We start from the raw sequence: 21,767 nt of genomic DNA, 5'->3' as shown, positions 1-21,767 counted from the left end.
AGGCCTGAGCAGGAGCACCTGGGTCAGCAACTTTGGCATGACGGTCCTTTTGAACAAGGGACGCGTAATGCCGGCAAAGAGAAGGCTGACCATGAGACAACTACGACAGATGCTGCGGCTTGCCGGCGACGGAACCAGCGCCCGCGAGATCGCACAGAGGCTGGGCATCGCGCGCAGCACCGTGCAGGATAATCTGAAGCGGGCAGAAGCTTCAGGGCTGAGTTGGCCGCTACCAGGCGAACTGACCGACGACGCGCTGGAGAACCGGCTGTTCGCCCGCGCCGGGGTGAAGCAGGGTGCGCGCCGGCTGCCGGAACCGAACTGGGCAGATCTTGCTCTGGAGTTGAAGAAGCCCGGCGTCACGCTGATGCTGCTTTGGGAGGAGTACCGCGCCGTCCATGCCGGCGGCTATGGCTACAGCCGTTTCTGCGACCTGTTTCGCGGCTTCGAGAAGCGCCTGTCGCCGACGATGCGCCAAGAGCATGTCGTCGGCGACAAGGTGTTCGTGGACTATTCCGGCAAGAAGATCGCCATCATCGATCCGCTGACCGGCGAGATCCGTGAGGCGGAGATTTTCGTCGGCGTCCTGGGCGCATCCGGCTACACCTATGCGGAAGCGACCTGGACGCAGACATTGCCGGATTGGATCGGCGCGCATGTACGCATGTTCAGCTTCTTCGTCGGCGTCCCGCGCCTGATCGTGCCCGACAACCTGAAGTCCGGTGTCAATCATGCCTCCTTCTATGATCCGGAGATCAACCGCAGCTACGGCATGATGGCCTCGCACTATGGCGTCGGCGTGCTGCCGGCGCGGCCGCGTCGCCCGAAGGACAAGGCCAAGGTCGAGAACGGCGTGCGTTTTGCCCAGACCTGCATCCTCGGCCGGCTGCGGCGGCAGACATTCTTCTCGTTAGCCGAGGCCAATACCGCAATCGCCGGGGCGCTCGACCGCATCAATGACCATGTCATGCGCCGCCTTGGCGTCAGCCGTCGCCATTTGTTCGAGACGGTGGAACGGCCGGCGCTGGCGAGCCTGCCGGTGCAGGATTACGAGTTCGCCGAATGGCGCCTGGCCCGCGTCGCCACCGACTACCATGTCGAGTTCAAGACCTTCTTCTATTCCGTGCCGCACAGCCTCATTCGCCAGCAGGTCGACATCCGCGCGACCAGCAGGACGATCGAGATCTTCCATCGCGGCAAGCGCGTCGCCGTTCATCAGCGCCGCTATGGCGGACGCCGTTACGGCACCAACCCTGAGCACATGCCCAGTTCCCACCGTCGATATGCGGAGTGGACGCCGGCACGCTTCCGGCGCTGGGCCGCGTCGATCGGACCACAGACCGAGGGGCTGATCATCGCCATTCTGGCCAGCCGGCCCCATCCCGAGCAGGGGTTCCGCACCTGCCTGGGTGTTTTGCGTCTCTATCGCGATCTTCATCGTGATCGCGCCGAGGCGGTCTCGGCACGCGCCGTCGAGATCGGCGGACTGACCTGCAAGAGCATCGCCGCCCTCATCACCAACCACAAAGCCGCCCGGCCCGCCGGCAATCCCGGCGCCATCATCGACCACGCCAATCTGCGTGGTCCTGGTTACTTCCATTGAGGAGATAAAGATCATGCTGACCCATCCCACCCTCGACATGCTGCGCGACCTCGGACTGCACGGCATGGCCAAAGGCTTCCAGGATCTCGACGCGCAGCCGGAAGCGCGCGCCCTCGATCATGGCGAATGGCTCGCCATCCTGCTTGATAACGAAGCGACGCTGCGCCGTCAGAAGCGCTTCGAGGCGCGTGCCCGCGCCGCCAGGCTACGCCATGATGCGCAGGTCGAAGACGCCGACTTCCGTGCCGAACGCGGGCTCGACCGTTCCCTCTTCCTCAAGCTCGCAGGCTGCGATTGGATCCGCCAGCGTCACGGGCTCCTGATCACAGGCCCGGCCGGTGTCGGCAAGAGTTGGCTCGCCTGCGCTCTCGGCCACAAGGCCTGTCGCGAGGACTTCTCCGTCGTCTATCACCGCGCGCCACGGCTCTTCGCCTCGCTCGCTCTCGCAAGGGGAGACGGTCGCTATGCCAGGATGCTGAAGGCGCTGGCCCGCACCGACCTGCTCATCCTCGACGATTGGGGGCCTGAAAAGCTCAACGACGAACAGCGCCGCGATCTCCTCGAGATCATCGAGGACCGCTATGAGCGGCGCTCGACCATCGTCACCAGCCAGGTGCCCGTCGACCATTGGTATGAGATCATCGGAAATCCCACCATCGCCGACGCCATCCTCGACCGCCTCGTGCATAACGCCTACCGCATCGAACTGACCGGCGACAGCATGCGAAAACGGCGCGCGCCAGAAAACCCGGAACCAGCTCAGACTTGACCAGAAACGAAACTCGAACCAAACCTCAACAACGACCCAGGTGATCCACAAAGGTGGCCGGCTTCAAATCGGAATCCCGGCCGGAATGAAATTGGAATGGGTGGCCGGTAATTGATCGGAATCACTGGCCGGCTTCGTCGGAATGCGCACGCCGGAGCGCCTCGCTCGCGATCGGCGCCGGGCCGGATGCGGCCAACTCATAGAAGCGCCGGCGGACATGTGCCCAACAGAAGGCAAGCGTTGCGCCGCTCTTTTCAGCCAACGTGCGATAACCGCCATAGCCATCGACCTGCAGGATTCCGCTGAAGCCGGCGAGATGGGCGATCGGCCGCTCCGCCTTGCGGTCCGACGCATAGACATAGGCGACGCCCGGTGGATCGGCTCCGTCCCATGGCCGGTCGTCGCGAGCATAGGCCCAGAGCTGCCCGGTCTTGGTTTTGCCGCGGCCGGGATCGAGCACCGGCGCCGTGGTCTCGTCGGCGAAGAGCTTCGGTGAGGTCTTCAGCTTCTCAAGCAGCCGCTCATGCACCGGACGCAGATGCCAGGCGGCACGGCCGACCCAGTCGGCGAGCGTGGAGCGGTCAAGATGGATGCCCTGCCGGGCGTAGATCTGCGCCTGGCGATAGAGCGGCAGATGATCGGCGTATTTGGAGACCAGAACCTGGGCGACCGTCGCTTCGGTTGGCAGCCCGCCCTCCACGAGGCGCGTCGGCGCCGGCGCTTGGACAACGACGTCCTCGCAGGCGCGGCAGGCGTATTTGGGCCGGCGCACCACGATCACGCGCAGCTGCGCCGGCACGATATCGAGCCGCTCGCTCACATCTTCGCCAATCCGGTGAAGCCCGTTGCGGCAACACGGGCAGGCGTGGTTATCGATGTCGACGACCATTTCGATGCGCGGAAGATGGGGCGGCAGCGCGCCACGGTTCGCCCGGCGCTTCGCAGCCTTTGCATTGCGCTCCGCGGAGGCGACCTGTTCCTTCGCTTCCTCGCCGGCGGCCTCGATCTGCTCGGCTTCTTCCAGACCCAGCAGAAGCTGGTCTTCCGGCAGCGTTTCGGCACGACGGCCAAAACGGTGGCGCTGCAATTCCTTGATGATCTGGTAGAGACGGGCGTTCTCAACATCCCGCGCCAGGACCATCGCCTTCAGCGCATCCGGATCGTCGGGAAGCTGGTCCGCCGTCATCGCCATGACAGGACCAGACCATATTTGCCCCTGCCGGGCGACAACGGAATCCCGTCTGATTCACTTCGTCGCGGATCAGCCGGCCTGGACGGGAACGCGTGTCCGCCGCGCTTCATGGACCCGCCGCCAGTCGAGCCCTTCAAGCAGCGCCGATAGCTGCGCTGCCGTCAACCGCATCACGCCGTCCTGCACTTTCGGCCAGCGGAACTCGCCATCCTCCAGGCGCTTGGCGTAAAGGCAGACGCCGGTGCCGTCCCAAAAGATCAGCTTTATCCGGTCCGTCCGTTTGGCACGGAAGACGTAGACCGCACCGCTGAACGGTTAGGTGGCGCGCCACCTAACCGTTCTTATGCATCGGGGAAGATTATGTGGCGGAGCCGTCCGGGCACCAGCCGGGGACCGCCAAATCTGGCATCCTCCGCCACATAACGTTTCGTACCTTTCGGGTGGGCGCGGGATTTCCCTGCGCCGGTATCCCGGAGGGTGCAACATGCTCGAGTTCTATTTTTCGTATGGTAGGGTGCTCAAGCGCCTGCGTAGCGGTGCGCTCGGTGACGAGATGGATCGTCTAGCGGAGCATTTTTTCACGCTTGGTTACAAGCAAGCATCCGCCAAGATTTATCTGAGCCGGATTGCGCGTTTTAGCCAATTTGCCGCGCCGCGCTGTGGTCCGATGCCGATCCATCAAGATGTCGTTGATAGCTATTTATGCAGGTTTATTACGGATTCTCCACGCATTGGCGCAGTGTCGGCGCTGGGACACGCACGGCGAGTTGCTCCGGAGCGATTCATTGCTTCCGTTCCCAGTGTAGAAGATGATCCGGATGCTCCGCTTCTGGCCTCCTTTTCGGACTATTTGCGCAGGGTGCGAGGGCTTGAGCCGAAGTCCCGCGAAGGCGTTCTCCTGGGTGGCCGCCGCTTTCTGGATTGGTTCCGCCATCATCATTCCGGCCAAGACCTCGCTGCGCTGACGGCTGAGCACGTCCTTGCTGCTGTCGAGCATCAGCTGTCGCTATCGGCGACCTCCGGCACCCGTACGGCAGCGACTTCTCGCATCCGAACATTTCTTCGGTTTTTGCATTGGGCTGGCCACCACGACCAGGAACTTGCCCGCGTCGTCCCAGGAACGCCCCACTGGCGTTTGGCGCATTTGCCGCCGCGCCTTGCATGGGATGCCGTTCGGCACGCCATCGACGCAATCGGCGCAACGACACCCGTCGACATCCGCGATCGAGCTGTCTTGCTGCTACTCGCCACAACGGGCATTCCCAACGGCGAGCTGCGCGCCCTTCAACTTCAGGATATCGACTGGCGAACCGGCGAGATCTTTGTCCGGCGTACCAAGGGCAAGCGTGATCGGGTGGTGCCGCTCCTCGAGGAGACCGGCGCGGCACTCGCCGACTACATCCTACGCGCTCGACCGAAGGTGGACAGTCCGTATCTGTTCCTGTCCTTCACGCCGCCGGTGGGACCTTTCAAGTGCGCGTCGCCTGTTTCGAGGATCGTACGGAAGCGGTTGCAACATGGCGGAATCAAACTCGGGCGGGTCGCAGGTGCGCATCTCCTGCGCCACAGCTTGGCCACCCAGCTCGTGGGGCAGCGAAGGCCGATTAACGAGGTCGCCGATCTTCTCGGCCACCGCAGCATCAACACGACAGCGTTGTACGTGAAGGTTGCGGTCTCGCAGCTCGCCGAGGTCGCACTCCCCTTTCCGGGAGGCGTCGCATGACCGCCTTTGCCCGATTCCTCGGCGAGAAGGCCGAGCGTTACATCGAACTGCGCCACTCCCTCGGCTACGCCTTCAGCAAGCAAGCCGGGACGTTGCGGGCTTTCGTCCGCTACGTTGAGCGCGCTCAGCTCGATGGGCCCGCCACTCGAACGATGGCGCTGGACTTCGCGCTGTCGTTTGGAGGAGCCGCCAACAGCCGCGCCACTCGTCACGGAGTGCTTCGCCGATTCTACGAGTATCTCGCAGTCTATGACACCCGAACCGAGGCCTTGGAGCGCAGAGCCTTCCCGAGGTCCAGGGCCGTTCCGCCGCCGCGTATTCTCAGAGGGCGTTTGGAAATTAAGGATTGCGGTGTTCCTTGCCGTCCGTTGAACGGAGGCAAGGGATGGGCGGTAGCCAGTACGTATCGAACGTGACGGATGAACAATGGTCGATTGTTGAGCCGCTACTGCCGAAAGCGAGCCGGCGCGGCCGACGACGACGGATCAGTCTTCGTGCCGTCCTGGACGCGATCTTCTATCTGCTGCGTACCGGCTGCCAATGGCGCCAACTGCCGAGAGATTTCCCTGCCTGGAACACGGTCTACTGGTACTTTCGGTCATGGCAGCGAACCGGCATCTGGGTTTGTCTGCAACGTGAACTCTACCGGCTTACCCGACTTCGGGCCGGTCGCGCGGAATGTCCGACCGTCGTGATCATGGATGGACAGTCGGTCAAGACCACCGAGGTCGGCGGAACCCGCGGTTTTGACGCCTTCAAGCGGGTGAAGGGCAGAAAGCGTCACATTCTGGTCGACACGCTCGGCCTGCCGATCGCCAACCGCGTCGAAGCTGCCGATGTTTCGGATCGGCGCGCCGGTGCCTTGCTGACAAACGGATTGCGCGCGCTCTTTCCGGCGATCACCACCATCATCGCCGACGCGGGTCATGAGAGCAAGAAACTCTCCCGCGCGCTGGCAGAACAGCAAGGTTGGCGGCTGCAGATCGTCAAGCGTCGTCAGCGCGCCTTCAAGATCACGGGCTTGACTTGGATCGTCGAGCGCAGCTTCGCCTGGCTCGGTCGCAATCGTCGGCTTAGCAAGGACTATGAGTACCGTGTACAGACGTCAGAGACGATGATCGACATCGCAGCAGCCCGCCTCATGCTCAACCGGCTCGCTCAAGGTTAATTTCCAAACGCCCTCTTAAACATGGTGTTTCCTCGCAATAAGCGCGCTGAGGCGGCTTTCAGGTTACCCCCAATGCACCGCCGGCAGGTTGCGCTCCGTTAGCTGAACAGCAATTGAACGCCGCGGAGCACCTCATATTAATGCTTGTGGCGCAATTGTGCGCTATCCCACTTGGTATCGTTTCGCGATAGGCATAGGTTTTCTCATGGTGCTGTCGCGAGAGGGGCAGCAGGCCGGATGGAGCTTTCATGAGCGACCCTAAACCGATCGAGGTCTTTTATTGGCCGACTCCAAACGGCTGGAAGATTACGATCATGCTCGAAGAATGCGGGCTTCCCTATGTGGTTCGTCCGGTTCACATCGGCAAAGGCGAGCAATTTCGGGAAGAGTTTCTGGCGATCGCGCCTAACAACAAAATTCCCGCCATCATCGATCCAGATGGACCGGGCGGCGAACCCATCTCGATCTTCGAATCTGGCGCGATCCTGCGCTACCTCGGGGACAAGAGCGGCCAGTTCTATCCACGTGACGAACGCCAGCGGGTGGCCGTTGACGAGTGGCTGTTCTGGCAGGTGGCAGGCCTTGGGCCGATGGCGGGTCAAGCCCACCATTTCCGTATCTATGCTCCTGAGAAGATCCCGTATGCCATCGATCGCTTCACGGCGGAAGTCGAGCGGCTCTACACGGTGCTCGACCGTCGCCTGTCCCAGCACGCTTATCTCGCCGGCGAGGACTACACGATCGCCGACATTGCGAGTTTCGGCTGGGTCAAGCTGTGGGATCGCCAAGGCATCGATATCGAGCGTTTCCCGGCTATCAAGCGTTGGCTGATGGCCATCAAGGCACGTCCAGCGGTGCAACGGGCGCTAGCGATCGGGGCTGACGGGCGCAAGCGCGGCGAGCAGGACGGCTGAAGGGTAGCTTCGCGGTCGTCCGCCGCGATCGAAAGTGATGCTGTGAAGATCATTCAGCCAGCTTGTTTCGGCGGCCTTGCCTCGCTATAAGCCGCGCCATCGCTGCAACGCACAACCGATGATGAAACAATGGCCCTTGAGCGCACCTTCTCCATTCTGAAACCCGACGCCACCGCCCGCAACCTGACAGGCGCTGTCAACGCCGTCATCGAGGCCGCCGGCCTGCGGATCGTCGCCCAGCGCCGCATCCAGATGACCACGCAGCAGGCCGAGACTTTCTACGCGGTCCACAAGGAGCGTCCCTTCTTCGGTGAGCTCGTTTCCTTCATGACCTCCGGCCCTGTTATCGTGCAGGTGCTCGAGGGCGAGAACGCCATCGCCAAGTACCGCGAGGTCATGGGGGCGACCAATCCGGCCAATGCCGCCGAGGGCACCATCCGCAAGCAGTTCGCGCTCTCAGTGGGCGAGAACACCGTGCATGGCTCTGACGCGCCTGAGACGGCGGCTGTCGAGATCGCGCAGTTCTTTTCCGGAAACGACATCGTCGGCTGATCTGCCCGGAGCCAATCCGGCTTGGACAGGGGTATTTCTATCCAAGCCGTCGATTTGCCGGCAGCTTCCTGGGCGGAGCAAGTCTGCGACAGACGGACTTGCTATCTCCTCTTTACCCCAGGCGTTCGCCTGGCCCTAGTCCGCGACTTTACTAGACGCGGACTCTCGCCTTTTCAGCACGGTTGGCACCGGCGGGCGCTCCCAAGCTTCGGGATGCTTTCGTGGGCGAATGCCGCCAAGCAAATTCTCATCAACTTTTGTAAGTTACGCTTGCGGCCGTCGCCGGGGAGCTCTGGCTTGCCGCTCAAGGACGAGGGTGGGGATCATGATCCGTGTCTTGACCGTTGCGGTGGTCGGTTGCGCGATGTCTTTGGCTGTTGCCTGTTCCGCTCACGCCGGCGGCAGGCCGCCGTCGGGCACCGCGGGAGCGAGCTATGCCACGATGTCCGAGGATGAAATCCGCACGTCGATCCTCGATGCCTGCGTCGTGACGCAGTGGCAGACCGCGACCTCGCAGCGCGACAACTACGCCGACCGCTGTGGCTGCTATGCGAGGCGCGTGACGGCGGGGATGTCCCCGGATGAGTTCAACGCCTTCCGCCGCACAGGTTACTTCAGCGACGTGACACGCCCGAAGGCTGAAGCGGCCTTGGCGGCTTGCAACGTCAAGCGCTGAGCGGTGACGCCGGCGCCGGAGGCGGTGCGAAACGCGTGAGATAGCGGCGTGCTCGCGGCAGTGCGTCATGGAGGAACTGCTGCGGTTCGCGCAGCCAAAGCCCCTCGTAGGCTCGTGATTGCGCTTCCGAAATCAGGACGCCTTGCGGGAGCGTAACGAGGCGGGCGTCCCAGCCGGGCCAGAAATGTCGCGCGCGACGGAACGTGTGGGCGAGAAACGCGTCCCGGCGCGCGTAGCCGTGGTAGTCAAAAATCCAGTCTGCAGTCGCGATGACGATGTGGTTGCCCGTGTATCCGGCATCGGGTTTTAGCCACACCGCGGCCATGTCCGGTCGGCTATAGCGCTCGAGGAAGGCATAGGCCAGGATATGGCACGCGCCACAGGCGAAGAATACGCGATCTGGGAGAGCCCAGCGCTTGATGGGATCGTTTTTCTTGTAACCCGGCGTGCGGACCCTGTACATCGCTCGCGCAGCTTACGACGGCACCACCAGCACGGCATCGGGCCGTGTCGCGTCGTCGGCGAGCACCACGCGGCCATCCACCAGCTTTGCCCGGCCTGACGCGACGTGGGCGAGCGCTGCCGGATAGATCACATGTTCTTGAACGAGCACACGCTTGGCGAGCGTCTCCGGATTGTCGCCTTCCAGGATCGGCACGGCTGCCTGCGCGATAACGGGGCCGTCGTCCAGTTCGGGCGTCACAAAGTGGACCGTGCAGCCGTGCAGGCGGACGTTTGCCGCGAGCGCCCGCGCATGTGTGTCGAGCCCCCGGAACGCCGGCAGCAGGGAGGGGTGGATATTGATGAGGCGCCCAGCCCAACGGGTGACGAACCAGGGCGTCAGCACGCGGAGGAAGCCGGCGAGGCAGACGAGTTGCACCCCATGTTCGGCAAGCACCGCATCAATCGCGCGCTCGAAGGCCTCGCGGTCGCCCTTGAAAGGCTTGTGGTCCACCACCGCTGTCGCTATGCCGGCTTCGCTCGCATAGGCGAGCCCGGCCGCGTCAGCGCGATTGGAGAGCACGAGAGTGATCTCGGCAGGAAAACCGGGCGAGTGGGCGGCCTCGACCAATGCTGTCATGTTCGAGCCGCGCCCCGAAATGAAGACGGCCGTCCTGAGGCGGGTGGGCGTTGGCTGCCCAGTCGTTCCTGACGTCATTGCCTTTTCAATCCTACCGCCCGTACCGCAGGCTGCCCGTCGTCGTCACGCGCGGCGCGTCCTCGCCGGCCGGTATGATTTCTCCAAGCACGAACGGCGCCTCGCCCTGTCGGGCAAGCGAGGCCAGCGCCTCCTCCTTCGCGGTCGCCGGGACAACGACGATCATGCCGACACCGCAGTTGAAGGTGCGCAGCATCTCCGCCTCCGCGATGCCTCCTTCGGCCGCGAGCCACCCGAAGACCGGGGGAACAGTGATCGTATCGAGATCGAGCCGTGCGGCGACGCCCTCGGGCAGCACGCGCGGGATGTTGTCGGGAAAGCCGCCGCCGGTGATATGGGCGAGAGCCTTGATCGCATCCGTTTCCTTCAGCGCCGCGATCAAGCCTTTCACGTAGATGCGCGTTGGCGCCAGCAATGCTTCGCCTAGGGTCTTGCCCGGGGCGAAGGGCGCGGGCGCATCCCAATTGAGGCCGGTCAGCGAGACCACCTTGCGCACCAGCGAGAAGCCGTTGGAATGCACGCCGGAGGACGCCAGTCCGATGATGACATCGCCGGGCGCGACGTCGCCGCGCGGCAGGAGCCCGCCACGCTCGGCGGCGCCGACGGCAAAACCGGCGAGATCGTAATCCGTGCCGGAATAAACACCCGGCATCTCCGCTGTCTCGCCGCCGATCAGCGCACAGCCGGCCTGTCGGCAGCCCTCCGCGATGCCCGCGACGATCGCCGTGCCGACGGCTGGATCGAGCCGGCCAGTGGCATAGTAGTCCAGGAAAAACAGGGGCTCGGCGCCCTGCACGACGAGATCGTTGACGCACATCGCCACGAGGTCGATGCCGACCGTGTCGTTGATCCCGGTCTCGATGGCTATCTTCACCTTCGTGCCGACACCATCGTTCGCGGCGACGAGGATGGGATCCTTAAATCCGGCCGCCTTGAGGTCAAAGAGGCCCCCGAAGCCGCCTATCTCCCCGTCAGCGCCTGGCCGTCGGGTGGAGCGCACCAGCGGCTTGATCGCCTCGACCATGGCATTGCCGGCGTCGATGTCGACGCCCGCCTCGGCATAGGTCAATCCGTTCTTCGACCGGTTCTCGGGCGGCTGGGGCATGTCGGGCATCTCGCAACTCGGACGGAATGTGTCACGCGCCGGCAGGGAGCCGGCAGCATTCCTCGCGAGTACGACGCCTGCGTCGTCCACGCAAGAGGGCCCGGGGAGATTGGCCGGTGCGGCAGCCTGCGCGCGCGCTGCATAGACCCTCGCACTGGCCGCACTTGCACCTTAGATTACCGGTTGGGAGGTGAGGCTCCCGTCTTACCGTTCATGCTTGCGCGGATCTGGCTGCATTCATGATGACGCTGCCCAATTTTATCACCATTGCACGTTTGCTGCTTGTCCCTGTGGTCATCGCCATGATCGGCGCGGAACGCTGGCAGGCCGCTTTCACACTTTTTGTCGTCGCCGGTGTGTCTGATGCCGTGGATGGGTTTATCGCGCGGCGCTTCGATATGAAGAGCGAGCTCGGGGCGTATATCGACGCGCTTGCAGACAAGGCGCTTCTCGTCTCGATCTATGTCGCCCTGGCGATCGTTGGAGTGCTGCCGGGCTGGCTCGCGATCCTGGTGGTGTCGCGCGACGTGATGATCCTGATGGCGGTGATCGTATCCTGGCTCATGAGCCGGCCGGTCGAGATCAGACCGCTGATCGTGAGCAAGCTGAATACAGGGCTGCAAATCGCTCTCGCTGCTATCGTTCTTGGCTCACGTGGCTTTGGATTAGACTGGGGACCGTTGATCGATATCTTGATGATTGCCGTCGCCTGCTTGACGCTGGCGTCAGCTGGCGCCTATCTCGCAGTGTGGTTGCGCCATATGGCGAAATAGGCGGCGGGCATTGGATATGGGTGCGTGATGAGCTTTCAGCGGCAGGTCGGGTTCTGGCTAACGGCGCTCGCTGTCGCCATTCTGGCGCTCATTCTTCTGCGCGGAATTCTGTTGCCCTTTGTCGCGGGGCTTGCTCTCGCCTATCTGCTCGATCCCCTGGCCGACCGCTTCGAACGCCTCGGAATCGGGCGGTTGCCGGCTACGATCGCGATCCTCTGCCTTTTCGTCCTGTTCTTCATCCTCGCGCTGATGCTGATCGTTCCGATCGCTGCCAACCAGCTCGCGGCTTTCGTCGCCAAGCTCCCGGCGACGGTTGGCCGCCTCCAGCAATTGGCCGTCGAGCATGGTGGCCCGATCATCGAGCGTTTTGGAGGCCCGGACGCGATCCGGGACGTGGAGAGCTCGCTTGGCAACATCATGACCCAAGCCGCGAGCTGGTTCGGGACGTTCCTGCAGTCATTGTGGTCGGGCGGCCAGGCCGTCGTCGGCATCTTCTCGCTGCTCGTCATCACGCCTGTCGTCGCGTTCTATCTCCTGGTGGACTGGGATCGGATGGTCGACAAGGTCGACAACTGGCTGCCCCGGCGCCATGTGGCGACGATCCGGGAGCTGGCGAGGGAGATGGATCGGGCCATCGCCGGGTTCCTGCGCGGTCAGGCCCTCGTCTGCATCATTCTCGGCACCTTCTACGCGGTCGGTCTTTCCTTTGTCGGCCTCAATTTCGGTGTGTTGATCGGTCTCGTCAGCGGTATCCTGACCTTCATTCCTTACGTTGGCTCGCTCACGGGGCTCGTGCTTTCCGGGGGTGTCGCCATTGTTCAGTTCTGGCCGGACTGGACGATGATCGCCGCGACCTTCGCGATCTTCTTCTTCGGGCAGTTCGTGGAGGGCAACATCCTCTCCCCGAAATTGGTCGGTGACGCGGTTGGTGTGCATCCCGTGTGGCTGATGTTTGCGCTGCTGGCATTTGGATCGCTGTTCGGCTTCCTCGGGCTTCTCCTCGCGGTCCCGATTGCTGCCGCGATCGGCGTCCTGATGAGGTTTGCTCTGCGCCAATATCTGAAAAGTCCGTTCTATGATTCGCGGCGTCTGGTTCTCTCGGCGGAGGAAACGAGCGAACTGCAGCATGGACCCGTTCTTTCGGTGACCAGTTCGGCTGACGGCAGGACGACGGCGGTCAAGCCACGCAAGAGTTCAGATCCGGATGTTTGAGACGCCGCGCCAACTGCCGCTAGATCTGCCTGTCGAGCCGCGTCAGGGCGCTGAGGACTTCCTGGTCGGCCCTGCAAATACTGCGGCCTTCAGCCTTGTCGAGGCATGGCCGCACTGGCCCGATCCCGTCGTGTTGCTGGTCGGGCCGGAAGGTTCGGGCAAGAGCCACCTGGCCGCCATCTGGCGCGAGCGCAGCGGGGCAATGGTCGTCCGGGCGAGCGATCTCGATGAAAGCAGCCTCGAAGAGACCCTGCTGGCCGCCAAGCCGCAGGCCATCCTCGTGGAGGATTGCGACAGGGGCCTGGTTGACGAGCACGCGCTGTTCCATCTCCTCAACGTCATGCGGACGCGGGGGCATGCTCTGTTGACCGCGCGCAGCTTGCCGGGAGCGTGGGGATTGTCCGTGCCCGACCTTCTCTCCCGACTGCGCCTTGCCACCCTGGCAGAAATGGGTTCCCCTGACGATGCGTTGCTGCGGGCGGTGCTCGTGAAGCTGATGGTGGACAGGCAACTGATGGTCGACGCAGGGGTCATCGAAACACTAGTGACACGCATGGAACGTTCTTTCGCGGCCGCGCAGAGGATCATCGCCGCGCTCGACCATGAGGCGCTCAGCCGGGGACGGCGGATTACGCGGGTGATGGCCAATGCGGTGCTGCAGGGTATGCCCTGATGCGAAAACCTCCGGTGCGCAAGAAACCGCTTCAAAAGAAAACGCAAAGACGGCGTACACAGACGCCGAATAACCCCGCCGGCAGGACGGCTCGATCAACCGTCAACGTTCGGTCAGACATCGCGGATCCGGATACCTTGGATTCAAATGTCTTGGAAACGTCGCGCAGTCTTGGGACAATCGATACCCAAATGCGTGTGGAGCCGGTGGAGGCTGTGGTGAGCGTCGAGTCAGAATATAAGCGGGGCCAAGCCAACGCCATTGCCGATGGTGTCGGCGATGCGGTCGAGGACAAGGCGGTCCATGAGACACCAGCAGTCGAGGCGGTTTCGAAGAAAAGCGGAGCAGCGCCCACCAGCGACCTTCGCTACTCACCCGCCCGCTTCATCAATCGCGAGCTGTCGTGGCTTCAGTTCAACCGCCGCGTTCTCGAGGAGGCATCAAATCCGAGCCACCCGCTGCTCGAGCGTCTGCGCTTCCTGTCGATCTCGGCGAATAATCTCGATGAGTTCTTCATGGTTCGCGTGGCGGGTCTGCGCGGTCAGGTGCGTTCTGGCGTCCAGATGGCATCTCAGGATGGCCTGACACCCGCAGAGCAGCTCGCGCAGATCGGCAATGAGGTCTCCTCGCTGGCGAACGACCAGCAGCAGCGCTGGCGGGAACTGCGCGACGATCTCCTCCTGAACGGGATCATCCTCGTCGATGGCGAGAACCTGACGAAAGCCGAATGGGCCTGGCTGGGGGATTACTTCCTCGACCATATCTTCCCGATCTTGACACCGCTCGCGGTCGATCCCGCCCATCCGTTTCCTTTCATTCCCAATCTCGGCTTTTCGATCGCCCTTTCATTGTTCCGGCAGAGCGACAACCGCGCCCTCAATGCGCTGATCCGCGTCCCGAACAAGGTCGAGCGCTTCGTGCGGCTGCCGGATTTCGCAGAAACCGGTGCCGCGCGCTTCGTTACGCTCGAGCAGCTGATCGTGATGTTCACGTCGCGGCTCTTCCCTGGTTACACCGTGACCGGCGGCGGCGGGTTCCGGGTGATCCGCGACAGCGACATCGAGGTCGAGGAAGAGGCTGAGGACCTTGTTCGCCTGTTCGAAACGGCGCTGAAGCAGCGTCGCCGCGGCAGCGTCATCCGGCTGGAAATCGACTCGACGATGCCTGACTCGCTGCGGGCGTTCGTCGTGAAGGAGCTCAAGATCGAGCAGGACGCGGTCTTCCTCGTGGAGGGCATGCCCGCCCTGAACGAATTGAGCCAGCTGGTCTCGCTGGAACGGCCCGATCTGAAGTTCAAGCCCTATAATCCACGCTTCCCCGAGCGCATCCGGGAGCACGCCGGCGATTGCTTCGCGGCAATCCGCGAAAAGGACATCGTCGTCCACCACCCCTACGAGTCCTTCGACGTGGTCGTGCAATTTCTGCAGCAGGCCGCACGCGATCCCGACGTGGTCGCCATCAAGCAGACGCTCTATCGCACATCCTCAAATTCGCCGATCGTCAAGGCGCTCGCCGAGGCGGCCGAGGCCGGCAAGTCGGTCACGGCGCTCGTCGAACTCAAGGCGCGCTTTGATGAAGAAGCCAATATACGTTGGGCACGCGATCTGGAGCGCGCCGGCGTCCAGGTCGTCTTCGGCTTCATCGAGTTGAAGACCCATGCCAAGCTCTCGTCCGTGGTGCGGCGCGAGGGCAACCAGCTCGTGACCTACTGCCATGTCGGCACGGGCAACTATCACCCCGTCACCGCCCGTATCTATACGGACCTGTCGTTCTTCACCGCCGATCCGGTCATCGCGCGCGACGTGGGGCGGATCTTCAACTACATCACCGGCTATGCGGAGCCGGCGGGTCTTGAGCGTATGGCGGTATCTCCGGTGACGCTGAAGCCGCGTATCCTGCAGCACATCGCAGAAGAGATCGAACACGCGAAGGCCGGTCGCCCAGCCGCGATCTGGGGAAAATGCAATTCGTTGGTCGACCCGGTGATCATCGACGCACTCTATGAGGCGAGCTCCGCCGGCGTGCAGATCGATCTTGTGGTGCGGGGGATCTGCTGCCTGCGGCCGGGACTAAAGGGCCTCTCGGAGAACATCCGGGTGAAATCGATTGTGGGCCGCTTCCTCGAACACAGCCGAATCTACGCATTCGGCAACGGCCATGGGTTGCCGCATCCGCAAGCGCACTTGTATGTATCGTCTGCGGACTTGATGCCGCGCAACCTCGATCGGCGAGTGGAATGCCTATGTCCAATAACGAACGAGACGGTGCATCAACAGATCCTCGACCAGATCCTCTTGGCGAATCTGCTCGATAACGAGCAGAGCTGGACCATTCTACCGGATGGGACCAGCCAGCGTGTGAAGCCTGCGGCGAACGAGCTGCATTTCAACGCCCATCAATATTTCATGACGAACCCGAGCTTATCCGGACGTGGAAAATCCCTCAAAGACTCCCGCCCACGTACCCTCGCCAAGAAGTCCGGGCGAGGTGACCGCTGACCGAGCGATCGCGACTGGCTTGCGCAGGTCCCTGGAGCCGGTCGCCATCGTTGATATCGGTTCCAACTCCGTCCGTCTCGTTGCCTATGATGGTCTGACCCCCGCGCCGACGCCTCTTTTCAACGAAAAGGTCCTGTGCGGGCTCGGTCACAATGTTGCGCTGACGGGCAAGCTCGATGAAGGCGCCATGACCAAGGCGCTGAGGGCTCTGCGTCGTTTCCGGGTTATTTGCGCGCATATGCAGATTTCGTCTGTCCATGTGCTGGCCACAGCGGCGGCGCGGGATGCGACGAATGGCCCCGCGTTCCTCACGGCGGCAGAGGAGGCCATCGGGCACTCGGTCGAGTTGCTGTCGGGCCGGGAGGAGGCGGAACTCTCCGCTTATGGCGTTATATCCAGCTTCCACAAGCCGGACGGCGTCGTCGGTGACCTTGGCGGTGGCAGCCTCGAGCTGATCAATGTCAAGGGCAGGGCGCTCGCTGATGGCATCACCCTGCCCATAGGCGGGCTCAATCTCCGCGACGTGTCGGGAGGGTCGGTCCGCAAGGCGAAGAAGGTCGTGCGTCAGGCACTCCTGAGCGCCGGACCGCTTGATGGGCTGCGCGGCCGGTCGTTCTATGCCGTCGGCGGGACGTGGCGGGCGCTGGCGCGGCTCCACATGGGACAGAAGGGCTATCCCCTGCACGTGCTGCACGGCTATACGCTGACGGCAGGCGAGGCTATCGAATTCGCCAAGATCATCGAGCGCACCGGCGTCGAGGCCTTGAGCGATATCGACGCTGTCTCCGATGCCCGCCAGCCGCTTCTCGCTTATGGCGCGCTCGTGCTCGAGGAGATCGTGCGGCGGGGTAAACCCAAGGAGATCGTGATCTCGGCGGCAGGCGTGCGGGAAGGGCTGCTGCATACCCGCCTGGACACCGACAGTCGTATTGTCGATCCCCTGCTTTATGCTGCCCGCGAGATCAACTGTCTGCGCTCGCGCTCACCTGCCCATGCCGAAGAGCTTATCGTCTGGACCGACCGATTAATGAAGTCGCTCCATATCGACGAGACGGCGGATGAGAAGCGGCTGCGGCACACGGCATGCCTCCTCTCCGATATCAGCTGGCGCTCGCATCCGGACTACCGCGGCGACCAGAGCATGGATGCGATATCCCAGGCCGCCTTCGTCGGTATCGATCATCCCGGCAGGGCTTATATCGCTCTCGCGGTCGCCCTGCGCCATATCGGCCTGTCAGTGGACTTTGGTTTTCGCCTGCGCGAGCTGATGACGACACGTCTCATGGACCGTGCCCGCATTCTGGCTGGCGCCATGCGGATTGCCTATATTGCCTCCGCTGCCATGCCTGGCACCTTGCCGCGGATGCCGCTCACCCTCAGCCATCAAAAGCTGCAATTGCATGTCCCGGCGGATTTGATGGATCTTGCGAATGAAAAGCTGCAAGGCCGTGTGAAGCAGCTCGCGCGGCTGATCGGCTGCCAGCCTGCGGTCGTCACCGGCAAATAGGGGACAGGAAGGTGACAGCCTGTCCGTCTGCGCATCTCCCCGCCGTGAATGGGAGGGATCTGACCGGCGTCAGCGCTCGAAGGTGACCACGCGGCCCCGCTCGATCGAGAGCGCTAGACGGCCATGTTTGAGCGCGATGGCTCGCTCGCCGAACAGCTCGTAGCGCCAGCCGCGCAAGCTTGGAACGTCGGCGTGATCGCTGCCGGCGATGGCTTCGAGGTCATCGACCGTCGCGAGGATCTTCGGTGCGACACGCTCCTTTTCTGCCACAGCTTTCAACAGCACCTTCAGCATCTCGAGCACAGCACCGTTTGTCGTCTTGCCGCGCGGCTTCTCCAGCGAGGGGACGGTCTTGGGATCCCGCGCGAGCCCGCGCTCGATAGCCGCGAGGACGTCCGCGCCGCCGCGCGAACGCTCGAAACCATTGGGGACGGAGCGCAGGTGGCCGAGGGCCTCCGCTGAGCGTGGCGCATGGGTCGCGATGTCGATGAGACTGTCGTCCTTCATGACCCGTGAGCGCGGCACGTCGCGGCTCTGGGCCTCCTGCTCGCGCCAGGCCGCCACCTCCATCAGAACCGCGAGGTCACGCGTCTTCTTCACCCGTCCCCGCAGACGCGTCCACGCATTCTCCGGTTTCATCTCGTAGGTCGCCGGCGAGGTCAGCACAGCCATTTCTTCCTCGACCCAGCTTTCTCGGCCGGTCTTGGCCAGCTCGTCGGCGAGGGAGCGGTAGAGCGTGCGCAGATGGGTCACGTCGGAGAGGGCATAGGCGAGCTGTTGCTCACTGAGCGGCCGATGCGACCAGTCCGTGAAGCGCGAGGTCTTGTCGATGCGCGCCTTGGCGATGTCGTTGGCGAGCTGCTCGTAAGAGACCGAGTCGCCGTAGCCGCAGACCATGGCCGCGACCTGGGTGTCGAACAGAGGGCAGGGGATGACGCCGCCCTTCTGCCAGATGATTTCCACATCCTGGCGCGCGGAATGAAAGACCTTGACGGTCGTCTGATCCGCCATCAGCGCGAAAAATGGGGAGAGGTCGATCTCCGGCGCCAGCGGGTCGACCAGGATGGCCTCGTCCGGGCTCGCCAGCTGGATCAGGCAGAGCTTTGAGTAAAAGGTCGTCTCCCGCAGGAACTCGGTGTCCACGGTGACGAAGGGGTGCTGGCGGAGCCTGTCACAGGCGGCCTGCAGCATTTCTGTTGAGTCGATCAGATCCATGAAACCGCGCTATAACCGAGACAGGCGCATTTGTCGCGCTCATCCTTGACAAGAAGCGCATCTCATGGGTTTTTCCGGCCTTTGAAATCGCGGGGCCGCAGGAGCCCCGCTCATCCCTGGGCGGTCTCGCCATGCATCGCTATCGTTCTCACACCTGCGGCGCGCTCCGCGGGACCGACATTGGTGAAAAGGTCCGCCTGTCGGGCTGGTGCCACCGCATCCGCGACCACGGCGGCGTGCTGTTCATCGACCTGCGCGACCACTATGGACTGACGCAGGCCGTCATCGATCCGGATTCGCCGGCCTTCAAGGCGGCGGAAGCGCTGCGCGCCGAATGGGTGGTGCGAATCGATGGCCTCGTTCGTGCGCGCCCCGCCGGCACGGAGAACGCAGAGCTGCCGACCGGCGATGTCGAGGTCTATGTCAGCGAGATCGAGGTTCTTGGCCCGGCCGCCGAATTGCCGCTGCAGGTTTTCGGCGACCAAGTGTTTCCGGAGGAGACACGCCTCAAATATCGCTTCCTCGACCTGCGCCGCGAGAAGCTGCACAAGAACATCATGACGCGTGGCGCCATCATCGACTCGATGCGCCGCCGCATGAAGGATCAAGGTTTCTTCGAATTCCAGACGCCGATCCTGACGGCGTCCTCGCCCGAGGGCGCGCGTGACTTCCTGGTGCCGTCGCGGCTCCATCCCGGCAAGTTCTATGCCCTGCCGCAGGCGCCGCAGCAGTACAAGCAGCTCATCATGATGTCGGGCTTCGATCGCTATTTCCAGATCGCGCCCTGCTTCCGTGACGAGGACCCGCGCGCCGATCGTCTGCCGGGCGAGTTCTACCAGCTCGACCTCGAGATGAGCTTCGTGACGCAGGAGGACGTCTTCGCGGCCATGGAGCCGGTCATAACGGGCGTCTTCGAGGACTTCGCCGAGGGCAAGCCCGTCACGCACAACTGGCCGCGCATTCCCTATGCCGAGGCCCTGCGCAAATACGGTTCGGACAAGCCGGATCTGCGTAACCCGCTCGTCATGCAGAATGTCTCCGAGCACTTCCGCGGCTCGGGCTTCAAGGTCTTCGCGCGCATGCTCGAGGATGAGAAGAATGAAGTCTGGGCGATCCCCGGTCCCGGCGGCGGTTCACGCGCGTTCTGCGACCGCATGAACGCCTGGGCGCAGGGTGAGGGCCAGCCCGGTCTCGGCTACATCATGTGGCGGGAAGGCGGGGAGGGCGCGGGTCCCATCGCCAACAACATCGGACCGGAGCGCACTGCTGCCATCAAGGCTCAGCTCGGCCTGAAGGATGGCGATGCCGCCTTCTTCGTCGCGGGTGACCCGGCCAAATTCGTTAAGTTCGCCGGAGCCGCGCGCACGAAGGTAGGTGAGGACCTGAACCTCGTCGACCACGATCGATTCGAGCTCGCCTGGATCGTCGATTTCCCGATGTACGAGTGGAACGAGGACGAGAAGAAGGTCGATTTCTCCCACAATCCCTTCTCGATGCCCCAAGGCGGCTTGGAGGCCCTTCAGACGCGGGACCCCCTGACGATCAACGCGTTCCAGTACGACATCGCCTGCAACGGCTATGAGATCGCCTCGGGCGGCATCCGCAATCATCGCCCCGATGCCATGGTGAAGGCCTTCGAGATCGCCGGCTATGGCGAGGACACGGTGGTCGAGCGCTTCGGCGGCATGTACCGTGCCTTCCAGTACGGCGCGCCTCCCCACGGTGGCATGGCGGCGGGCGTCGATCGCATCGTCATGCTGCTCTGCGGCGTGACCAATCTGCGCGAGATCTCGCTGTTCCCCATGAACCAGCAGGCGCTCGACCTCACCATGGGCGCCCCGTCCGATGTCTCGGCGAAGCAGTTGCGGGAACTCCACATCCGGCTCAACCTGCCGGACCAGAAGTGAGGATTCCATCCCTCCCTTTCGGGGGAGGGTCGATCCGCGCGGATCGCGGAGCCGGGTGGGGTGCCGAGGCTTTTTCCCACCCCCTCCGCTTCGCGGAGTACCCTCCCTCGCGGGGGAGGGATGAGCGGCGTTTGCGCGCTGGACGGGAGCCATAGATGCGGATCGCCCCCGTTACCGCCGTCGTCGTCGCCTTCGACAGCGCCCATGCCTTGCCGGATTGTCTCGGCGCCTTGGCGCGGGAGGGCGTGCCGGCGGTCGTGGTCGACAATGCGAGCGCCGATGGCTCCGCCGAGGTGGCGGGGCGCCTTGGCGCCGAGGTCATTCGCAATCCGCTCAATGAAGGCTATGGGCGCGCGAATAACCGCGGTGTCGCTGCGGCCCTTACGCCCTTTGTCCTGATTATCAACCCGGACGTGATCCTCGAAGAGGGAGCCGCGGCAGCGCTTCTGAAGGCCGCGGAGCGCTATCCCGACGCCGGCCTTCTCGCGCCCGTCCTGATCGAGCCGGATGGGCGCCACTTCTTCCAGCCGCGCTCGCTACTCGCCCCGTATCTTCACAATCCCGCGGGTATTGAACGCTTACCGGAGGGCGATTGCTGCACCCCCTTCCTGTCGGGGGCAGTTTTCCTCATGCGCCGCGAGCTCTTCCTTGGGCTCGGCGGCTTCGACCCGCGCATCTTCCTGTTTTACGAGGATGATGACCTCTGCCGGCGCGTGGCGGATGCCGGCCATTCTCTTATCCATGTAGCCGGAGCGGTGGCGCGCCATGGGCGCGGTCGTTCCAGCGCCCCGGCGCCGGGACGCATCTTTCGCGGCCGCTGGCATCAGGCCTGGTCGCGCGCCTACGTCAGCCGTAAGTACGGCTTGCCGAATCCGGCGCCGGCGATGGCCTTCAAGAACGCGCTGAAGTGGCTGGGAGCCGCGTTGCTGTTCCATCGCGGTCGCATGGCGCGCTACGGCGGATCGGCGGCGGGGGCTATCGCCGCCTTGCGTGGAGCCGACGCGCTGGCTTATCAAGGGCTTCCGAGCAGGGAGGAGGCGCGGCGGCCTTGAACTCTACCTGGAGCGTCGTCCCGGGTGTTTCCCGCGGCGACCGAGGCGAGAGCAAGGCCGACGATCATC

General features: G+C 63.5%; 19 protein-coding genes and 2 pseudogenes. 15 read left to right on the top strand and 6 right to left on the bottom strand.

Translation table 11 applies throughout. The annotated features are described in order from the left end of the window. Positions 1-67 precede the first annotated feature (67 nt). Both istA and istB read left to right on the top strand, forming a co-directional pair. A complete protein-coding gene (istA, locus tag KIO76_RS00510; protein ID WP_213320978.1) occupies positions 68-1,603 on the top strand; it encodes an IS21 family transposase in 1,536 nt (511 codons plus the stop codon). 13 nt (positions 1,604-1,616) lie between these two features. Next, positions 1,617-2,372 (top strand): IS21-like element helper ATPase IstB, encoded by a 756-nt coding sequence (gene istB / locus KIO76_RS00505; protein WP_213320977.1) that lies wholly within the window; start codon positions 1,617-1,619, stop codon positions 2,370-2,372. Between the two features lie 148 nt (positions 2,373-2,520). Here the strand turns inward: istB and tnpC are convergent. Together tnpC and tnpB are read right to left on the bottom strand one after the other, a co-directional pair. Continuing rightward, positions 2,521-3,564, bottom strand: a pseudogene (gene tnpC / locus KIO76_RS00500) (IS66 family transposase); the annotation flags it as partial. A 69-nt stretch (positions 3,565-3,633) separates the two neighbouring features. Further along, a pseudogene (gene tnpB, locus KIO76_RS00495) lies at positions 3,634-3,867 on the bottom strand (IS66 family insertion sequence element accessory protein TnpB); the annotation flags it as partial. Positions 3,868-4,048: 181 nt separating this feature from the next. Here tnpB and KIO76_RS00490 point away from each other — a divergent pair. The 6 genes from KIO76_RS00490 (at position 4,049) to KIO76_RS00465 (ending at position 8,597) form a co-directional block, all read left to right on the top strand. Then, positions 4,049-5,287 carry a site-specific integrase gene (locus tag KIO76_RS00490; RefSeq protein ID WP_213320976.1) on the top strand — a complete coding sequence of 413 codons (1,239 nt, stop codon included), beginning with the start codon at positions 4,049-4,051 and terminating at the stop codon, positions 5,285-5,287. After that, entirely contained in the window at positions 5,284-5,703 is a 420-nt protein-coding gene (locus KIO76_RS00485) for a hypothetical protein (protein WP_249729421.1), read from the top strand. Before KIO76_RS00490 ends, KIO76_RS00485 begins: the two co-directional genes overlap by 4 nt. Then, positions 5,673-6,455: an IS5 family transposase gene (locus tag KIO76_RS00480; RefSeq protein WP_213320975.1), complete on the top strand. Its 783-nt coding sequence runs from the start codon at positions 5,673-5,675 to the stop codon at positions 6,453-6,455. The genes KIO76_RS00485 and KIO76_RS00480 overlap by 31 nt, the downstream gene beginning before the upstream one ends. A 248-nt stretch (positions 6,456-6,703) precedes the next feature. Continuing rightward, complete coding sequence (locus KIO76_RS00475; RefSeq protein ID WP_213320974.1) at positions 6,704-7,369, top strand: glutathione binding-like protein; 666 nt, start codon at positions 6,704-6,706, stop codon at positions 7,367-7,369. A 129-nt stretch (positions 7,370-7,498) separates the two neighbouring features. After that, the gene (ndk, locus tag KIO76_RS00470) at positions 7,499-7,921 is read left to right on the top strand and encodes a nucleoside-diphosphate kinase (protein WP_213320973.1); all 423 of its coding nucleotides are present in this window, start codon (positions 7,499-7,501) and stop codon (positions 7,919-7,921) included. 325 nt (positions 7,922-8,246) lie between these two features. Continuing rightward, positions 8,247-8,597 carry a hypothetical protein gene (locus KIO76_RS00465; protein ID WP_213320972.1) on the top strand — a complete coding sequence of 117 codons (351 nt, stop codon included), beginning with the start codon at positions 8,247-8,249 and terminating at the stop codon, positions 8,595-8,597. On the opposite strand, the gene KIO76_RS00460 is transcribed toward KIO76_RS00465, so the two are convergent. The 3 genes from KIO76_RS00460 to purM are packed head-to-tail and all read right to left on the bottom strand — an operon-like array spanning position 8,587 to position 10,861. Continuing rightward, on the bottom strand, positions 8,587-9,060 hold the full coding sequence (locus tag KIO76_RS00460; RefSeq protein WP_213320971.1) for a hypothetical protein: 474 nt from the start codon (positions 9,058-9,060) through the stop codon (positions 8,587-8,589). The genes KIO76_RS00465 and KIO76_RS00460 overlap by 11 nt on opposite strands. A 12-nt stretch (positions 9,061-9,072) precedes the next feature. Continuing rightward, the gene (gene purN, locus KIO76_RS00455) at positions 9,073-9,756 is read right to left on the bottom strand and encodes a phosphoribosylglycinamide formyltransferase (protein ID WP_213320970.1); all 684 of its coding nucleotides are present in this window, start codon (positions 9,754-9,756) and stop codon (positions 9,073-9,075) included. Positions 9,757-9,769: 13 nt separating this feature from the next. Next, positions 9,770-10,861 carry a phosphoribosylformylglycinamidine cyclo-ligase gene (gene purM / locus KIO76_RS00450; RefSeq protein ID WP_213320969.1) on the bottom strand — a complete coding sequence of 364 codons (1,092 nt, stop codon included), beginning with the start codon at positions 10,859-10,861 and terminating at the stop codon, positions 9,770-9,772. A 242-nt stretch (positions 10,862-11,103) separates the two neighbouring features. On the opposite strand from purM, the gene KIO76_RS00445 reads away from it, so the two are divergent. From KIO76_RS00445 to ppx, 5 genes are all read left to right on the top strand, one after another. After that, the gene (locus KIO76_RS00445; protein ID WP_213324917.1) at positions 11,104-11,634 is read left to right on the top strand and encodes a CDP-alcohol phosphatidyltransferase family protein; all 531 of its coding nucleotides are present in this window, start codon (positions 11,104-11,106) and stop codon (positions 11,632-11,634) included. A gap of 27 nt (positions 11,635-11,661) precedes the next feature. Next, positions 11,662-12,846 (top strand): AI-2E family transporter, encoded by a 1,185-nt coding sequence (locus tag KIO76_RS00440; protein ID WP_213324916.1) that lies wholly within the window; start codon positions 11,662-11,664, stop codon positions 12,844-12,846. Beyond that, a complete protein-coding gene (locus tag KIO76_RS00435; RefSeq protein ID WP_213320968.1) occupies positions 12,839-13,519 on the top strand; it encodes a P-loop NTPase family protein in 681 nt (226 codons plus the stop codon). The genes KIO76_RS00440 and KIO76_RS00435 overlap by 8 nt, the downstream gene beginning before the upstream one ends. Before the next feature lie 260 nt (positions 13,520-13,779). Continuing rightward, on the top strand, positions 13,780-16,017 hold the full coding sequence (locus KIO76_RS00430) for an RNA degradosome polyphosphate kinase (RefSeq protein ID WP_502761868.1): 2,238 nt from the start codon (positions 13,780-13,782) through the stop codon (positions 16,015-16,017). Further along, positions 16,007-17,524, top strand: a complete 1,518-nt coding sequence (gene ppx, locus KIO76_RS00425; protein WP_291976540.1) for an exopolyphosphatase — start codon at positions 16,007-16,009, stop codon at positions 17,522-17,524. The genes KIO76_RS00430 and ppx overlap by 11 nt, the downstream gene beginning before the upstream one ends. 69 nt (positions 17,525-17,593) lie before the next feature. On the opposite strand, the gene rnd is transcribed toward ppx, so the two are convergent. Continuing rightward, positions 17,594-18,739, bottom strand: a complete 1,146-nt coding sequence (gene rnd, locus KIO76_RS00420) for a ribonuclease D (RefSeq protein ID WP_213320966.1) — start codon at positions 18,737-18,739, stop codon at positions 17,594-17,596. A gap of 131 nt (positions 18,740-18,870) precedes the next feature. Here rnd and aspS point away from each other — a divergent pair, with 131 nt between their 5' ends. Beyond that, on the top strand, positions 18,871-20,646 hold the full coding sequence (gene aspS / locus KIO76_RS00415) for an aspartate--tRNA ligase (RefSeq protein ID WP_213320965.1): 1,776 nt from the start codon (positions 18,871-18,873) through the stop codon (positions 20,644-20,646). A 155-nt stretch (positions 20,647-20,801) separates the two neighbouring features. After that, positions 20,802-21,698, top strand: a complete 897-nt coding sequence (locus tag KIO76_RS00410) for a glycosyltransferase family 2 protein (RefSeq protein WP_213320964.1) — start codon at positions 20,802-20,804, stop codon at positions 21,696-21,698. Positions 21,699-21,767: the final 69 nt, after the last annotated feature.

The sequence above is a fragment of the Chelatococcus sp. YT9 genome, assembly GCF_018398315.1.
Lineage (GTDB): Bacteria > Pseudomonadota > Alphaproteobacteria > Rhizobiales > Beijerinckiaceae > Chelatococcus.
Note: the sequence above shows the minus strand (reverse complement) of the source record. Positions and strands in the feature narration are given on the sequence as shown.

Bases quoted from the DNA above. Each gene is read 5' to 3' on its own strand.
- KIO76_RS00440 (WP_213324916.1), top strand. From the start codon at position 11,662: ATGAGCTTTCAGCGGCAGGTCGGGTTCTGGCTAACGGCGCTCGCTGTC.
- istA (WP_213320978.1), top strand. From the start codon at position 68: ATGCCGGCAAAGAGAAGGCTGACCATGAGACAACTACGACAGATGCTG.
- KIO76_RS00460 (WP_213320971.1), bottom strand. From the start codon at position 9,060: ATGTACAGGGTCCGCACGCCGGGTTACAAGAAAAACGATCCCATCAAG.
- KIO76_RS00480 (WP_213320975.1), top strand. From the start codon at position 5,673: ATGGGCGGTAGCCAGTACGTATCGAACGTGACGGATGAACAATGGTCG.
- aspS (WP_213320965.1), top strand. From the start codon at position 18,871: ATGCATCGCTATCGTTCTCACACCTGCGGCGCGCTCCGCGGGACCGAC.
- KIO76_RS00485 (WP_249729421.1), top strand. From the start codon at position 5,284: ATGACCGCCTTTGCCCGATTCCTCGGCGAGAAGGCCGAGCGTTACATC.
- KIO76_RS00490 (WP_213320976.1), top strand. From the start codon at position 4,049: ATGCTCGAGTTCTATTTTTCGTATGGTAGGGTGCTCAAGCGCCTGCGT.
- rnd (WP_213320966.1), bottom strand. From the start codon at position 18,739: ATGGATCTGATCGACTCAACAGAAATGCTGCAGGCCGCCTGTGACAGG.
- KIO76_RS00445 (WP_213324917.1), top strand. From the start codon at position 11,104: ATGACGCTGCCCAATTTTATCACCATTGCACGTTTGCTGCTTGTCCCT.
- purN (WP_213320970.1), bottom strand. From the start codon at position 9,756: ATGACGTCAGGAACGACTGGGCAGCCAACGCCCACCCGCCTCAGGACG.
- KIO76_RS00475 (WP_213320974.1), top strand. From the start codon at position 6,704: ATGAGCGACCCTAAACCGATCGAGGTCTTTTATTGGCCGACTCCAAAC.
- KIO76_RS00410 (WP_213320964.1), top strand. From the start codon at position 20,802: ATGCGGATCGCCCCCGTTACCGCCGTCGTCGTCGCCTTCGACAGCGCC.
- ndk (WP_213320973.1), top strand. From the start codon at position 7,499: ATGGCCCTTGAGCGCACCTTCTCCATTCTGAAACCCGACGCCACCGCC.
- KIO76_RS00465 (WP_213320972.1), top strand. From the start codon at position 8,247: ATGATCCGTGTCTTGACCGTTGCGGTGGTCGGTTGCGCGATGTCTTTG.
- istB (WP_213320977.1), top strand. From the start codon at position 1,617: ATGCTGACCCATCCCACCCTCGACATGCTGCGCGACCTCGGACTGCAC.
- KIO76_RS00435 (WP_213320968.1), top strand. From the start codon at position 12,839: ATGTTTGAGACGCCGCGCCAACTGCCGCTAGATCTGCCTGTCGAGCCG.
- purM (WP_213320969.1), bottom strand. From the start codon at position 10,861: ATGCCCCAGCCGCCCGAGAACCGGTCGAAGAACGGATTGACCTATGCC.